12 protein-coding genes are annotated in these 15,985 nt (G+C 44.4%); 2 read left to right on the plus strand and 10 right to left on the minus strand.

Annotated features, from left to right (window positions below):
• Nucleotides 1-152: 152 nt before the first annotated feature.
• The 8 genes from ACX5J7_RS15780 to ACX5J7_RS15815 form a co-directional block, all read right to left on the minus strand.
• Nucleotides 153-320, minus strand: coding sequence for a hypothetical protein (locus ACX5J7_RS15780; RefSeq protein ID WP_012519117.1), 168 nt, complete (start codon nt 318-320; stop codon nt 153-155).
• A 261-nt stretch (nt 321-581) separates the two neighbouring features.
• A complete protein-coding gene (locus ACX5J7_RS15785) occupies nt 582-992 on the minus strand; it encodes a YchJ family protein (RefSeq protein WP_278383678.1) in 411 nt (136 codons plus the stop codon).
• A gap of 249 nt (nt 993-1,241) precedes the next feature.
• Nucleotides 1,242-1,652 (minus strand): hypothetical protein, encoded by a 411-nt coding sequence (locus tag ACX5J7_RS15790; protein ID WP_012519114.1) that lies wholly within the window; start codon nt 1,650-1,652, stop codon nt 1,242-1,244.
• A gap of 728 nt (nt 1,653-2,380) precedes the next feature.
• Entirely contained in the window at nt 2,381-3,058 is a 678-nt protein-coding gene (gene msrQ / locus ACX5J7_RS15795) for a protein-methionine-sulfoxide reductase heme-binding subunit MsrQ (RefSeq protein WP_278383676.1), read from the minus strand.
• Nucleotides 3,059-3,166: 108 nt separating this feature from the next.
• Nucleotides 3,167-4,174 (minus strand): protein-methionine-sulfoxide reductase catalytic subunit MsrP, encoded by a 1,008-nt coding sequence (msrP, locus tag ACX5J7_RS15800; protein WP_498707490.1) that lies wholly within the window; start codon nt 4,172-4,174, stop codon nt 3,167-3,169.
• Between the two features lie 200 nt (nt 4,175-4,374).
• A complete protein-coding gene (locus ACX5J7_RS15805) occupies nt 4,375-5,718 on the minus strand; it encodes an anti-phage deoxyguanosine triphosphatase (RefSeq protein WP_012519110.1) in 1,344 nt (447 codons plus the stop codon).
• Between the two features lie 80 nt (nt 5,719-5,798).
• The gene (yfbR, locus tag ACX5J7_RS15810; protein ID WP_012519109.1) at nt 5,799-6,398 is read right to left on the minus strand and encodes a 5'-deoxynucleotidase; all 600 of its coding nucleotides are present in this window, start codon (nt 6,396-6,398) and stop codon (nt 5,799-5,801) included.
• Between the two features lies 1 nt (nt 6,399).
• Nucleotides 6,400-7,620, minus strand: a complete 1,221-nt coding sequence (locus tag ACX5J7_RS15815; RefSeq protein WP_020743755.1) for a pyridoxal phosphate-dependent aminotransferase — start codon at nt 7,618-7,620, stop codon at nt 6,400-6,402.
• A 272-nt stretch (nt 7,621-7,892) separates the two neighbouring features.
• Between ACX5J7_RS15815 and ACX5J7_RS15820 the strand changes: the two genes are divergently transcribed.
• Nucleotides 7,893-8,687, plus strand: coding sequence for a DUF2189 domain-containing protein (locus ACX5J7_RS15820; RefSeq protein ID WP_024016432.1), 795 nt, complete (start codon nt 7,893-7,895; stop codon nt 8,685-8,687).
• A gap of 399 nt (nt 8,688-9,086) precedes the next feature.
• On the plus strand, nt 9,087-9,416 hold the full coding sequence (locus ACX5J7_RS15825; protein ID WP_278383674.1) for a DUF3718 domain-containing protein: 330 nt from the start codon (nt 9,087-9,089) through the stop codon (nt 9,414-9,416).
• A 104-nt stretch (nt 9,417-9,520) separates the two neighbouring features.
• On the opposite strand, the gene ACX5J7_RS15830 is transcribed toward ACX5J7_RS15825, so the two are convergent.
• Nucleotides 9,521-12,601: an efflux RND transporter permease subunit gene (locus ACX5J7_RS15830; protein ID WP_278383673.1), complete on the minus strand. Its 3,081-nt coding sequence runs from the start codon at nt 12,599-12,601 to the stop codon at nt 9,521-9,523.
• The gene (locus ACX5J7_RS15835) at nt 12,598-15,966 is read right to left on the minus strand and encodes an efflux RND transporter permease subunit (protein WP_485165491.1); all 3,369 of its coding nucleotides are present in this window, start codon (nt 15,964-15,966) and stop codon (nt 12,598-12,600) included. The genes ACX5J7_RS15830 and ACX5J7_RS15835 overlap by 4 nt, the downstream gene beginning before the upstream one ends.
• Between the last annotated feature and the right edge of the window lie 19 nt (nt 15,967-15,985).

Genomic DNA, 15,985 nt, shown 5'->3' on the forward strand with positions numbered 1-15,985 from the left:
GCATTGTGTCACTTAGCAAGTGATATGAAGTATGCAGGAGCCGTATACGAGGCCCGTACGTACGGTTCTGTGAGAGGGATGAGGCGCAAGCCTCACCCTACTCGATGAACGTATCAAGGTTAAATTATTCGGGGAACAATTCAACATTTACTTCAGCATACAACCCTAAACTCGAACTGGTAGCTATCAATATTCGCGTTCTCCCATTTTGCTCGATTTTTATTAAGTTCATCGAGTGTATTACTCGAGTCGCTACCTCCGCATCCAAAAAGCAAAGTAGTGGCAATAAGTGTTGTCGCAAATCGTACGAAGCTTTTCATAACTGTCCTTGTTTTAGCATGTTTTAAATACTGCAGAGGGTATTCAGCAATTCAAAGGTGCTAGCAACCCTTTCGCAGTACTGTGTTGGCGAACAAACTTTTTAGATCAACGGGTTAAAAAAGCAGCTCACTTTTTATAATAGCACCATTGACTAAAAAGTGAACCGTTAACGAGAGGGGGAAAGTTGGTTGCTTTGTTCTGCCAAGGGAACTTAGTGGGCTGATATACGTTAAAACATGAAGCGTGTCGTTTGTACGTAGTTAATGGCTTTTATTAGCGCAGCATTGCTTGAACTTTTTGCTGCTTCCACATACACAGGGAAGGTTCCTGCCATATTTAACTTTTCCGCAGTCATCGTGCAGTGTGCCATCATGATACCGCCACGCGCCGTTTTCAACTCTAAAGTTGGAGGTTTCATGCAGCTGATACATTTTTTTATCTTCAAAATAAAAGGCTGTAAATTCAACGGTATCTGAATGTAAAGTAGCGCTTGTATTTGGCTCTGCGCTTTCTTCAGATTGCGCATAATGTACCTGAAGAGCAAACCACTTAGCGCCTTGAGCGCTTTGCGCTAAATCATCTACAGACAGACCTTGCTGTTTTTCTTGAGTATAGGTGTCGAGAATATAGGCGTATTGCGCAGTGGCGTAGGCAGAAAATCGCGAACGCATAAGTTGCTCGGCAGTAACAGGGGTTTTATCGCCTTTTATAAAAGGCTCGCAACATGCTTGGAAGGGTTTTGAAGAGCAACAAAAACAGCGCATAGGGCAACTCATAAATAACGGTGTACAAAACGCCACAGTATAATTGCATGTGCCATTAGGCCCAAACTTTTTGAATATATGCTGTTGTTGTTACGCGCAAGCATGGCACGATACCTGCCAAAAAAGAGCTAGCACCGCTGGTTAGGGAAAAACCACTTACCACGGACCTAACGCAACATTCTGTACATCGTTTACGCTATCTACGCGCACGTTAACTAAGCTAACGGAATAAAGTTCACAAAGTTTTCTAATCATCTCGCTGTCAGTAGGCTGTAGGTCTAGATCAATATTTTCGACATACAGTGTTTTACACTGTCCACCCGTAATAAGCTTGCTGATCCACTCCGGCATTTTTTCTTTTTCTGGCTTCTGAATACGTATGGCATGGTCAACCGTTTTCGAAAAAGAAACTGTATTTGAAAGCAAGTAATTCCAGCCTTTATCGTTAGCGCCTTTTCCCGTGTTGTTCTTTTCACTAGGGAAACCTTCTATAGGTAGAGGAAGCTGAACAACATTTGAAACCGAAGCGCGCAATGCATTTAATCGTGAAACTGAAGATGTGCTCATAATAAAACCCTTAATGAATGTAACGTTAAAGCCCAATTTCTTAATACTGGTTACTTATACAGTGTGTATGTGTATACAGTATTGATAATTTGCTGTTTTGGCAAGTGGTTAGTTGTACTTTTTTCGCACAATTTGCGGGAGGAAATGTAACTCTATAAAAAGTAATAAGTTTTTTATTCCGCTTATTTCTTTCAAAGACTTTTCTGAACTCGATAGGGTAGAATGCGCATGATTTTCACAACACTAACTACTGTATAAACTTGGGAAAACATTGAGTGCACTAATACATTTAGGCTATTTAGGCATGTTTTTATCGGCATTTTTAGCTGCCACTATTTTGCCTTTTAGTTCAGAGATTGTTTTAAGCGCACTGTATGGTAGTGGCTTAAATGGGGCAATATTGCTCGTTGTTGCTTCTATAGGAAATGTACTGGGGTCGCTGGTTAACTATTTACTGGGGTATGCGTTTGGAAAGGATATCGCCACTCAAAAACTTAATATTAGCGAGGCTACATTTAATCGAGCGAGCAGTGTGTTTACGCGATGGGGCAAGTGGAGCTTAGTTTTTATGCTGGGTGCCGATCATTGGCGACCCTATAACACTAGTCGCGGGCGTGTTGAGAAGCCCCCTGTGGTTTTTTATGCTTGCAGTCACGCTAAGCAAAACAGGACGGTATGCTGCGCTGCTTTATGTTTTGTCTTAAGAAGGGGGGAGCATCACTTTTGCACTAGGCGATATTCTCTTTACCTCTTCCTTTTTTCGCCGTGCTTTTTCTCCCTTGCTGTTTTCTCTGGTAAGTTGAATACCATCGCTTAATTCTAGGGCTCATTAAGAGCAAACCTACCAGCCAATACCATACAGGTTCTTGCCAAAAGGTTTTTTGTGACCAGCTAAAATGAAGCAGTGCAAGGGGCAAAACCAAATAAATACTATTATGTAGCGTTTGCCATTTTCTTCCCATTTTTCGCTGAAGGCGTTTAAATGACGTAGCCGTAAGTGCAACAAGCAGTATGAGCGCAATCATGCCAACACTAATGTAAGGTCTACTCACTATTTCACTGGCAACCAATGCCATATCTAGCTGAAGTTCGAAGAAAATGTAGGTAAACAAGTGGGCAAAGGCATATACGAAGGCGTAAACACCAATCATGCGCCTGAATTGTATTGGCTCTGGACTGGGGAGCCATTTGGCAAGTGGGCTTAGGGTTAGTGTTAATAGTAAAAAATGAATGGCCCATGTGCCGGTTTCGTTGATTAACGTATTCACGGGGTCGGGGCCGAGCTGGTCGGTGATACCTGCCAAAAACAACCACGCGACATAACCTAAAGCAAAACCGTGGATGATGGCCTTTAAACCGCGGCGTTGCCATGGGGTAAATCTAAATGGTTTTTTTCTTAAGGGCATTAATAACACAACCTGATAATATAAAAACGAGCGGGGCGTACATGTAACCTGCGCTGGTTATGTACACCTATGCAAAGCAATGCAATTTCTCTACTAGCAACAGCGAAACTAGTAATTACGCGTAAGGTCCATACTTTTATAAAGTGGCGCAACTTCGCTATAACCATTGAACATCTGCGTGTCGATACGGTTTCTCGCAAGAAGCCCCCCTGTTGTAATCCTACGCTCGCTGGCCTGACTCCATCTAGGGTGTGCCACGTTAGGGTTCACATTGGCATAAAAGCCATATTCGTTGGCTGCCAGTCGATTCCAGGTTGTAGGGGGCTTTTTATCGGTAAGGCGAATTCGAACAATAGACTTAATGCTCTTAAATCCGTATTTCCAAGGGACAACCAATCTTATTGGCGCGCCGTTTTGCGGTGGCAGCGTTTTACCATAAAGACCAACAGACATAAGTGTTAGCGGGTGCATGGCTTCATCAAGACGTAAGCCTTCCACATATGGGTATTCAATACCGCCACCGGTAAAGCGACTTCGTTGCCCCGGCATTTGCTCTGGGTCGTATAAGGTCTCAAACGCCACGTATTTAGCTGATATCAACGGGTCGGCTTGCTTTAATAGCGCGCCGAGTTCAAACCCAATCCACGGCACTACCATTGACCACGCTTCAACACAGCGCAGGCGGTAAATTCGCTCTTCAAGAGGAAAGCGTTTTGTTAGTGCGTCATGGTCAAGTTCAAGTGGATTTTTTACCATGCCGTCAATTTTTAACGTCCACGGGTTGGTTTGAAATTCAGTCGCATTTTTAGCTGGTGCATCTTTTGACGTACCAAATTCATAAAAATTATTGTAGCTGGTGACTTTATCTTCAGGCGTACGGGTTTCCGCTATTTGAAACCTGGGAGGCTGACTAAACTCAAGCGCCTTACCTTTAAAGGTAGCTTTCTCTTCTTCGTCTTCCCAAAACCAACCTGCTGCACCAGCTGACTTCGCAAGTAACGTAGACGCCCCCACAAAGCCCATAGATTTGAGCAATGAACGACGATTCATATAAACGCCTTCATTAGTTACATCGTTATCGGTCAATTTTACTGAGGGTTTAAATGGTTTTGGCATTACATCACCTTACTTACAAAAACGGCTGATTTACCCACTCGAGTATCTATATTCACTATCTTGGGGAGTATCTAACAGTGTTAACTACGTGAACAATGGGTTTAAGTTTCAATAGCATTGTTATTTATTGACACCGAGATAATAAAAAAGACCGAAGCAGCGGCCTTTTCATTTCAAAAATTTATAAAAAGTAAGCTAGCTTACATGTGCAAACTATCTTGAATGCCGCCTTGTTTAGGGGAAAATATGTTGCTGTATAAGCGAGAGGCAAATTCGTCGGTCATGCCAGATATATAATCTGCCAGTACGCGCATGCCGTTATCGTCTTCACAGGCTTTGCGCCATCGCTCTTGGGTGTTCTCAGGGAGCAGGCGGTCTGGGTCTGACGCAAATGCTTCGAACAGCTCCATAACCACCAACTGTCCTTTGTATTCAAGAAGCTGAACGTCGGGGCGGCGTATTACTTTGTTAAACACAAACCGTTTGAAAAGCTCTAACGCTTCGGCAAACAGCTGTGGCATAACCGCGTTAAACGCAAGTAGTGGATGAGAAAAGCCGTCTACCCCCTTAATCTCAATAGCGGTAATAAAGCTATTTACCAGCGCACCTATGGCATTCTTCCTTTCGTGATGTGCTGCGCTAAATAGCTTGTTTGTTAGGGCTTCTATATTGTCTGACAACCATGGTACGTCAAGGGCTTTTAGTGGGGTGGTTACGTCCTCGACAAAATGATGTTTGCTTACCATGTCCATAACAATGGCATCCTCTAAATCGTGAATGCCATAGGCAATATCGTCCGACAACTCCATTATTGAACAGTCAAACGACTTAAACCGGGTTTTGCTGTGACCATTCGGTTTTGCCGTAAACTGCATAAATGCGTCTTTATCTTCATTGCTAAAGGGGGCAAGCAACCAGTCGAATAAAGGTTCGTCGCAGCGAAACAGCCCCTTTGGCGGGTGCCAGTCGTGGGCTTTAACCTGACGAAGTGAAAGAGGGCGTTCAGGTGTAGGGCCTTTACTATGTAAGGCATCAATGAAGTTTGGATATTTGACTAAGCCTAACACGCTTCTTCGGCACAGGTTCATGCCGTGCTCGGCAGTGTAGGGCTCAAGCTGAGTAATGATCCTAAACGTTTGCCCGTTACCTTCAAACCCGCCGTATTGGTGCATCATGTAATTGAGTGCGATTTCACCGCCATGACCAAAGGGCGGATGTCCAATATCGTGAGCTAAGCACAAGGTTTCAATTAACGTAGGGTCGAGTGCCAACCTACTGGTAATGTCAGGAAATTTCACCCATAGTTGAGCGGTGATGCCTGTACCAATTTGGGCGGCTTCTAGCGAGTGGGTGAGCCGTGTACGATAAAAGTCGCTTAGCCCCACGCCAAGTACTTGGGTTTTCGCCTGTAACCTGCGAAAGGCAGCGCTGTGAAGCACGCGTGCTTTATCTCGCTGATACGGATTGCGATGATCGCCGTCTCTTGTTTCACTACGTGGTAAACGACGCTCGTGTAATGCTAATTCCCATTTGCTTGTTGCCAAAAAAAACCTCGCTGCCATGCTGGATGTTTGCTGTTTCTGTTACATCAATAAAGTAACTTGTGGACTGTTACTCACCTTAATCACATATCGTCTTGTGTGATTTCATCAAGGCTTAATGAAAAGCTTGGTACGTAGCGTGTTAAAAAATAGTCTACCTCTTCAGAATGATACTCTTTAAGGGTTTTATCTAAACGCTTTTTAGCCAGCTTAAATTCTTGGTTGCCAGCAGCAAGTTCTTCTAGCGTTTTCAGATAAGCGCAAAGCACATCTGCTGCTTTTACGATGAAGGCTTCTTCTTCACTGTGGTAGTGGTGATCAATCAGTGCCGCATAGTCTTCACGAAATGCTTCAGGTGCCATTTCAATAAGCTTGTTCTCGGCAATCTTCTCAATTTTTTTGTATTCTTCTTTTATCGCAGGGTTAAAATATTTTACTGGGGTAGGGAGGTCGCCCGTTAGCACCTCAGACACATCGTGAAAAATCGCCATGGTGGCAATACGATCAGGGTTTAACGTACCGCCGAAAAACTTGTTTTTTATAAGTGCAAGAGCATGCGCCACCATCGCCACTTGTAAACTGTGTTCTTGCACGTTTTCTGTACGCACGTTATGCATTAGCGGCCAGCGGTTAATAAGCTTTAAGCGTGCTAAATGGGCAAAAAAGTGGCTTTTATCACTCACGCTATGCCCCTTGCTTATAGGTTCTAAAGAAGTTGCCTATACGGTGCAATGCCGGTACGAGTACGTCACTGTGAGGTAAAAATACCAATCTGAAATAGGTACCTTCGGTTAGGTTAAACGCGCGACCGTGAACCAAAAGAATTTTTTCGGAGCTTAATAAGTCCAGTACCATTTGCTCATCATTGTGAATGTTAAACTTCTTCTCATCCACCTTGGCGAAACAGTACATTGCACCTTTAGGTTTAACGCATGAAATACCGTCGATGCCATTGAGCATATCGGTGGTAACGTCGCGCTGTATACGCAGACGTCCATTTTCATTAACTAAATCGTTGATGCTTTGATAGCCGCCAAGTGCAGTTTGTATTGCACTTTGGCACGGCACGTTGGCACACATTCGCATGGAAGAGAGAATATTCAGCCCGTCAATATAGTCAGACGCCAGTCGCTTGTTTCCACTTACTACTAGCCAGCCAGAGCGAAACCCTGCTACGCGGTAGTTCTTACTTAAACCGCCGAACGTGACAAAAAATACGTCGTCAGCCAATGATGCTATGCTTGTGTGCTGGGCTTCGTCGTACAAAATTTTATCGTAAATTTCGTCACTGAATACTACCAAACCATGTTCTCGGGCAACCTCAACCACCTCTTGTAATAGTGCTTTGTCGTATACCGCACCAGTTGGGTTGTTTGGATTAATTAAAACAATCGCGCGGGTTTTACTGGTAATTTTGCTTTTGATGTCGTCGATATCGGGGAACCAGCCTGCCTGCTCGTCACAGCGATAATGCACTGGAGAACCTGAAGACAAGCTTACTGCTGCCGTCCACAGCGGATAGTCTGGGCTCGGGATCAGTACTTCGTCACCATGATTTAGCAAAGCCTGCATTGCCATCATAATAAGCTCAGAAACACCATTTCCTATGTACACATCATCTACGCGAATATCTTTGATGTTGCGCTGCTGGTAGTACTGCATCACGGCTACGCGGGCGGCATAAATTCCTGTTGAGTCTGAATATCCTTGAGACGTGGGCAGGTTATGAATAACGTCTTTTACGATATCGTCAGGGGCTTCAAAACCAAATGGGGCAGGGTTACCGATATTTAATTTTAAAATGCGGTGGCCTTCATCTTCCATTTTTCTTGCTTGCGCAGCAATAGGGCCTCTGATGTCGTAACAAACGTTATCTAATTTATGTGAGCGAGATACAGTTTTCATGGTCTATCTGGTTGATTTACATACCCTGAGATTATCGCAATACAAGGCTATATGCGATGGCATTTTTGCAGTATTTCGTCTGAAATCGACACTTTTTTCATCGAGTGGCTAATTATTAGACATATAACGAGATGAATAATCCACTTATCACTTAAGTATAAAAATTATGTTAATGACTTGTGAACTTTTCATTCTATGCCTATCGTAGTAGTAAGGTGTGTATAAAAAACACGCTAGTACGGAACAGGCTAACAATCAGAGGTGATTAAAATATGTCGCACCATTTCAAAGAAACACAGGAAAACGCCATTACGCAAAGCGGTATAGCACGCGTTATTCCGTGTAAGGAACTAGACGTTGGCGACCCGATTAAATGGTTGTCATTGGCGCTTCGAGATGCCATGCGCGCACCAGGGTTAACTTTATTTTATGGGGTGCTCTTTGCTGTAATTCCGTGGTTTATTATGTACTTGGTTGAAATGACTGGCTGGCACCTGGTTATACTTCCTGCCATTGTGTGTTTTATGATTATTGGCCCATTTTTAGCAGCAGGGTTGTACGACGTTAGTTGGGAAATGGAAAAAGGCCATAAACCCACCCTTAGACATTCACTTAGAGCAATGCGTCGCAACGCCTTCAACGAATGGGGATTTGCCATTTTGATTATGGTAATGATGATCTTTTGGCTACGGGTGGCGTCACTAATTCATGCGCTTTACCCACCTTACATAGAAAATGATTTAGAAAGCCTGCTACCGTTTTTAGCGTTAGGAACTATTGTGGGCGCAGGCTTTACATTAGCAATGCTGTTCATAACGGCTTTTACTCAACCAATTCTGATGGAGCGCAAAGTTGACCTTGCCACTGCGGTACTAACCAGCGTCAATGCGGTATGGCTAAACAAAATACCTATGCTTATTTGGGGCGCGATTATCTTTAGTGCGGTTGCGATAGGTTACGTGACTGGGTTCATAGGTTTTATTGTACTTATGCCTATCATTGGCTATGGGTCTTGGCATGCATATATAGACGCAATTGAAACGAAAAGGGCGCGTAAATACGAGTAAAATTTGTAATTTAATTACAGGAAGAGTAGCTTTTATCGTGTGGTATTTGCGCTAACCTGCAATATATTTTGTTAAAATTACAGTTTTGAGGCTCCGATAGGGGCCTTTTTATACTTTAGTGTTATATTTGTTTTTTCCATTAAATCCCGCCTTTAGATATATTAGTAATATGAAATGTAAGAAAATCTTTTAAAATCAGCGGCATGAGTTGTTAATCTTTATGTAACAACTGGATTTACCTTACCTTTACTCGCCTTACACAAACATTCAACAGAATAAATTTCATTCTTGATGCATAAATAAAGGGCGTTGAGCAGTTCTTCTGGCTGCTTCAACCACTATGTAAGAGTTTGCCACAAACTTGTTTAACACCTTTATCCACACATTGAGGATTTAAAAATGAAATTAGCCAAAACAGTGAAAGTACTTGCTGCTACAGCAACCGTTGCGTTCAGTATTAACGCAAGCGCCGCCGCACCACAAAAAGATGTTCGTTTTATTGGTGAAACCCAGTTCGCTGGTTTTTGCAAAGCTATCATCAATGACGACGTTCGTGTACTTCGTTCGAGCCTTTCGCGTAATGTAGGTCGTATTGGTGCGAGCCAGCGTGAAGTTCTGCGTATGGTAACGTCTGAAGAAGGCTTAACGTGTAACGGTAGAAGCCTTATTGAGTTTTCTGTAGAGCGTCATGCTGATGCCGTTCACGATTACCTAATGTCGCGTAGCTAAGGCATTGACGGCGGTAAAGTTAAAGCCAGAAAAAGCGGGGTAGGTTTCACAAAACGGCGTTTATTTGTAACGACGACAGTGAAAACTAGACCCGCTTTTTAACGTTAATTAGCTATTCGCCCCCATGCGGCCACCCGTGCCTTACTGGTTTTGAATAGGCGTTGAGTTTTGAACCTAAGCTTAAGTAGCAGCACATAAGCCAGGGGTACTAAGAATAAACTGGTTAATGTTGAAAACACTAACCCACCTATGATGGCAATGGCCATTGGAGAATAAGGCGGGCCGTCTCCCCCAATTCGCGTACTGCCTAGCGCCAGAGGAATTAAACCCAGTACTGTTGTAGCAACCGTCATTAATATGGGACGGACTCGGGTCATACAGCCTTCAATGACGGCGTCATACAGCGACAAACCCTCACCTATGAGTTGATTGATTCTGTCTACTAGCACTATGCCGTTGTTCACCACAATACCCATGAGAATGAGCATGCCGATCATTCCCATAATAGACATAGACGTGCCTGTTACCATAAACGCCCAGAACACGCCTGTGAACGAAAAAAGCAGGGAAGTGATAACTGACGTAGGAAGAATTAGCGACTCGAACAGGGCAGCCATAACCACGTATATCATACACAGGGCTAACAGCATGTTCATTTGCATAACCGCGTTTGCTTCATCTTGGCGAGAAAAGCTTCCGTCTAACGTCCATTTATAGCCCGTAGGCAGTTCAATATTAGCTAGCGCTTGCTCTATGCGCTCTCGGGCTTGCTCGGTTGTGGTTTCACCTTCTAAATTAGCGCCAATCGCTAGTGCAGTTTGGCGATAATTGCGATTAATTTGTGATAACTGTGGTACAACAGAAAAATCTGCAATCATATTTAAGGTTACTGACTGCCCCTGTGTAAACCCAATATTGATATTTTTAAGCGCGCTTAACGACGCCTGAATATCGCTGCCAAACTTTAACTGTACTGCTACTTCTCCAGCGTCACCGTAGCGAAATGTACGCAAGTTGCTACCGCGTAAGGCTGTCGATACTAATTTTGCAACGTCGTTAACTTGAATACCAAAGCGGTTCGCTTTTTCTCGGTCTATACGAATTTGCACTTCGTCGCGTGTAGAGCCCGTATCCGCTTTAACATCTTCTAGCCCATCAACAGCGGCAAGGATAGGGATAATTTGCTTCGAAATGCTAAGCAGTGTTTCTGAAGACTCACCTAACAAGGTTACTCGTATGCCACCCCCATTGCCGCTATCCCACTGGAAAGACGGACGAGCACGTACGAAAGAAGGCATATTTTCGCGAATATCTTCTTTAATGCTCGCAACGCTGACGGGGAGTTCATCGTTAAGCGTAATACCACTTACTGCGTGACCAGGTGTGAAGTAGGTATATACTTGCTTGATGTGAAAACGCGCTTGGTTTTCATATAGGTAAGCTTCCATTTTATCAACGGTCTTTTCAACTTCCTCAAGCGTGAAGTTTTGTGTGACATGATAGTTTAGCCATATGCGCTCTTGGTTGTTATTCCCCTCATCATCGGAGGTGACTACTTGCATGGGAACAAAGGTAGACGCCAGGATCGCTAAGGCGATAACACAGGTTGCTCCTTGGTGTTTGAGCATCCACTTTAGCGCCCGTCCATATCGCGTAATGTAAGCAGGTGTTAGGGCAGTTTTTACGACAGGTATCTTAACTTTGGTAGTCAGTAACGGGATAAGCGTCTTTGCAATAAATAGTGACGCAAATAAAGAGATACAAATGGCCACTGCTACGTGCTCTAAGAAGATTGTCACGTCTATTTTTACGCCAATAATATTTGGCAAAAACACAATGGCAGTGGTTGCCGTTCCTGCGATAACGGCAAGGCTTACTTTGTTCACACCAATCTGCGTGGCCCGTTTAACATTGCCTTCTTGTTGGCGCTCTTGAAAAATGCTCTCAGTAATAACCACGGCGTTATCAACCAGCATACCTACTGCCAGCATTAGCCCCATTAGCGATAAAATGTTTAGCGTATAGCCTAAGAGGTACATAACCCCAAGGGTGATACAAATAGAAAAGGGCACAGAAAGCACGACAATTAACGTTGTGGTGAGTTGCCGTAAGAATAAATACAGCACAATAACCGACAGCAAAGCGCCTAAAAGGCCTGCGTTTAAAAGGTCACTTAACGATGAAGTGACGCTTTTGGCGGTATCATCCATAACAAACAGACTAATGCCAGTGAATTCTGGGTCTTCTTTCGCTTTATCGATAACCTTCATTACCGCATCGGACACTTCTACTAAATTACTGCCTGATTCGCGAAAGACGTTAAAACCTACAGCAAAGGTGCGATCTAAATGACGTCCTTCGTTGCGCTGTGGCAACTCGTAAGTCACGCTGGCAATATCAGATAAGCGAACGCTGCGGGTAACCCACATGTTTTTAAAATCGTTAACGTCACTAAATTCGCCAGTCGGGTTTACCAATATTTTTTCACCGTTGTTGTACATGTAGCCTGCAGTCAGCGAAAAGTTTGCGTTTTGAAGTTGTTGTTCTAAACGGGTGCCATCAATTTGATATGCCGCTATTTTCTTAGGATCTAAGCGAATGGTAATTTGCCGCTTCATGGTGCCGTATAGCTCTACTTTTGACACGCCGGGTACGCGCTCTAAGGGCCGTTTTAAATTTCTTTCAAGTAAGTCGTACGCATTGGATAGGTCTCTGTCGCTAGACACGCGAAGTTGAAAAATAGGCATGTCGTTGGTGTTGAATTTGTACACCATAATTCGCTCAATATCGTCGGGAAGCTCGTGGCGAATGGCATCTATTTTTTCGCGTGCCTCGATGCTTTTTGCTTTGAGGTTTTCGTCCCAATCGAACTCTACAATGACTTCTGCCATGTTGTCGTATGAACGAGCGCGTAGACGCTTTATCCCCGACATCGTGGCAACGGCTTCCTCTACGGGTCGGGTGATCATGGTTTCAATTTCAACCGGTGTAGCATCGGGATAAGGAATTTGCACCACCATTTCTGGAATATCTATGCCAGGAAACTTTTCCAGCGGTAATAGACGTCCAGAAACAATGCCAAAAAGCAGCATAGACAAAAACAGCATGCCTATCGTCACAGGCTTATTGAGTGCAAAGCGCGCCAGTGATGCGCCTACACCAGCAATCTTAGAAGGCGTACTCATAGCACACCCCCTTTCGACAACCTGTCTTCGTCGCTATAGCTTAAACTCGCGTTAGTTTTTACCGGGTCTTTTTTAACAAGGGTTTTCTTAACATCGAATAAGCTATAAAGCACAGGCAATAATATAAGGGTTAGTAAGCTTGCAAACAGCAGTCCATAAATAACGGTTATGGCCATCGGCGTACGAATTTCTGCTCCTTCGCCTAGACCGAATGCCATTGGAAGTAAACCTAATACCGTGGTTAAGGTTGTCATTACAATAGGGCGCAAACGGGTTTTTGCGGCTTGCATAATAGCCACGTTTTTTTCTAACCCTTGGCGACGTAGCTGATTGATGCGGTCTACCAACACTATGGCGTTATTCACTACAATGCCACAAAGCATGATCAAACCAATAAACACAACTACGTTAAGCGGTGTATTGGTTAGCCACAAACCGTAAACCGAGCCTGCGCCGGCTAAAGGCACAGCAAAAAGGATTAGCAAAGGGTGAAGTAATGATTCAAATTGCGACGCCATAACCAGATAAACCATAAATACCGCAAGCGCTAGCGCAAACTGTAGCGAGCGAAAGCTACTTTGCATGTCTTCGCTCTGACCGGTTACCGAGGCGCTTAACGATAGGGGAAGCTGCGTGCCGTCAATAACTGTATTGGCGATGGCAACGGCTTCATCGAGTTTCCCTTTGGCTAAGTTTGCTGAAACCAGCGCAACACGCTGCTGGCCCACACGCGTTATTTCACTAGGGCCTACGCTCATATACACATCTGCCACGGCGCTAAGCGGTATAGGCTGTACCGAGCCCGGATTTACTACTATCGCCCTTATGCTGGCTATATCATCTCGCTGGTTTTCCTGCGTTCGAACCAGTACATCAACTTTTCTATCTTCAACACTGTACTGTGTGGCAATACGCCCGCCTACTTTTGCTGCAATAAGCTGCGAAACACCTGCTGCGTCAAGCCCCAAGCGAGCGAGTTTAGCATGGTGAAACGCAATTTTAAGTTCAGGGTTTCCATCGCGAATGCTGGTAGTCACATCGGCAAAGTTGCCGTAGCTGGCAAGTTTCGTGGCAATAGCGTCGCCATACTGTTGTAATTGTTTGAGATCGTACCCTGCAATTTCAATTTGAATAGGCGAGGCAAAACTAAACAGTTCGGGTTCTGAAAACGTGGCCTGAACCTCAGGTTTAAACGCTAAGCTATCTCGTAGCGCATTTTTAACATCAGCCATATCTTGTGGGGTTGCAATGGGCTGCATAACAATGTTTAAACGGCCCCAATGATCACCCCCTTGATTAGGTGCAGCACTTATTAGGCTTCCTGTTCCCGACATAGCATAGGTGCGCAGCACGTTCGATTCACTCGCAGATGCCACATTGGCAAGCTCGTTAATAATCGCATCGGTGCGGGCGAGGGGCGAACCTGCAGGTAGCGTAACTTCTACTGAAAATTCTCCTTGAGATAAGGTGGGTATAAGCTCCATACCAAGTTTAGGTACAAGTACAACGGCACCAGCAGCCAGTACGAAAGCAATAGAAAGCACCGCGGTTCTTGCGCGAAGGCTGATGCTAAGTAGTTTTTCATACGCTGAGGCAAGTAGGTCAAAGCCTTTATTGAACGCCCAAATTAGGGGTTTAAACGCTGCGCCTAAAACCCTACTCGTGATATGCCATCCACCTATTACTAGCGTAACTAAAGCTGCAGGTAAAAATACAAAGACCAGTTTAAATACCCAGCGAATTGGTAACGTAACCCAGTACATCATTTTGCCCAATGTCGAAGTAGGGCGCACAGCAGGTGGCGTAGTAAATACGTCTTCATGATCTAGCTGCTGCTTCTTCCGTTTATGCGCCATGGCAGGTATAAGGGTTAGCGCTACCACTAACGATGCGGCCAAGGCGAATGACACGGTTAGGGCTTGGTCTTTAAACAGTTGCCCTGCAATGCCCTCAACAAAAATAAGCGGTACAAACACCGCCATGGTGGTAAGGGTAGAGGCAATAATAGCTCCAGAGACTTCCTTTGTGCCCTTGCTAGCAGCAGAGTCGCTAGCGGCCGATGCAACGCCTTCACCCGCTACCGCTTCATCGCTTGCTGACGCTTTTAACTTTTTATGACGATCAATGTTTTCAAGCACCACAATACTGTTGTCGACAAGCAGTCCTACGGCAAGGGCAATACCGCCCAAACTCATCATATTCAAACTGATGTTATTGGCATACATCAAATTGAAGGTGGCAATGACTGATACCGGAATAGACACGGAAATAATGATCGTTGCCCAAAAGTCTTTCAAGAATAGGTACAGGACTAACATGGCAAGTACACCGCCCATAACAGCAGCCGATTTAACATTGTCTATGGCTTGCTTTATAAATACGCTTTGGTCGTAAATTTCACTAAGCATATAATTAGCGGGCAAATTGACGTTCACTTCACTTAAACGCTTCGCCACTTTCTGCGCGACGTTTACCGCATTAGCATCACCCTCTTTATAGATGGCAATTTCGATCCCTTCGCTACCGTTGAAGCGCGTTACTACATCTCGGTCTTTATACGCATTTTCTACTGTGGCTACATCTTTAAGCTGAATGTTTCTACCTTCAAAACGACCTATAAATAGGTTTTCTATGTCGTTTAGTGTTTCGAACTGATTAAGGGTTCTTACTAAAAATGCCTGTGCGGCGTTATCAATTCTGCCTCCCGCCGCATTAATATTCTCAGCCCTTACTCGCTCTGTAATTCGGGTAATAGGAATAGAGAGTTGACTGGCTTTTCGCTGGTCAATAAGAATGTGAATTTCATTTTCTAAACCACCGCCAACCCGAACGGCAGCAACCCCCTCGACTGACTCTAAAGAACGCTTTACTTGTTGTTCGCCATACAACCGAAGGCGCTTCATTTGCGCTATGCTCAAACTTGATGCGTCACTTTGTGCGGTAAGCCCCAGTTTAATAACGGGGTCTAAACTTGGGTTGAAGCGAAGCAGTCGTGGCTTTTCTATATCGAGGGGAAGCTGCAATACATCAAGCTTTTCTCGCACCTCTAAGCTTGCGAAATCCATGTCGGTCCCCCAAGCAAAAGACAGCACCACATCAGATTGACCCGCTCGCGAAGTAGAGGTTACTTTACGCACACCTTTAACTACGCCAATGGCTTCCTCTATTGGTTTGGATACTAGCTGTTCTACTTCACCAGGCGCTGCGCCGTCATAGTCGGTTCGAATAGTAAGGGTGGGGTAAGACAAGTCTGGCAGCAAGTTCACCGATAGTCTGCCTAACGACACCATACCAAATAACAATACCGCGAAGATGAACATACTTACGGCAACAGGGCGTTTTACGGCTATATCTACGATACGCATAGTCTAAATCCTTGATTGG

The organism is Alteromonas infernus (genome assembly GCF_902705815.1).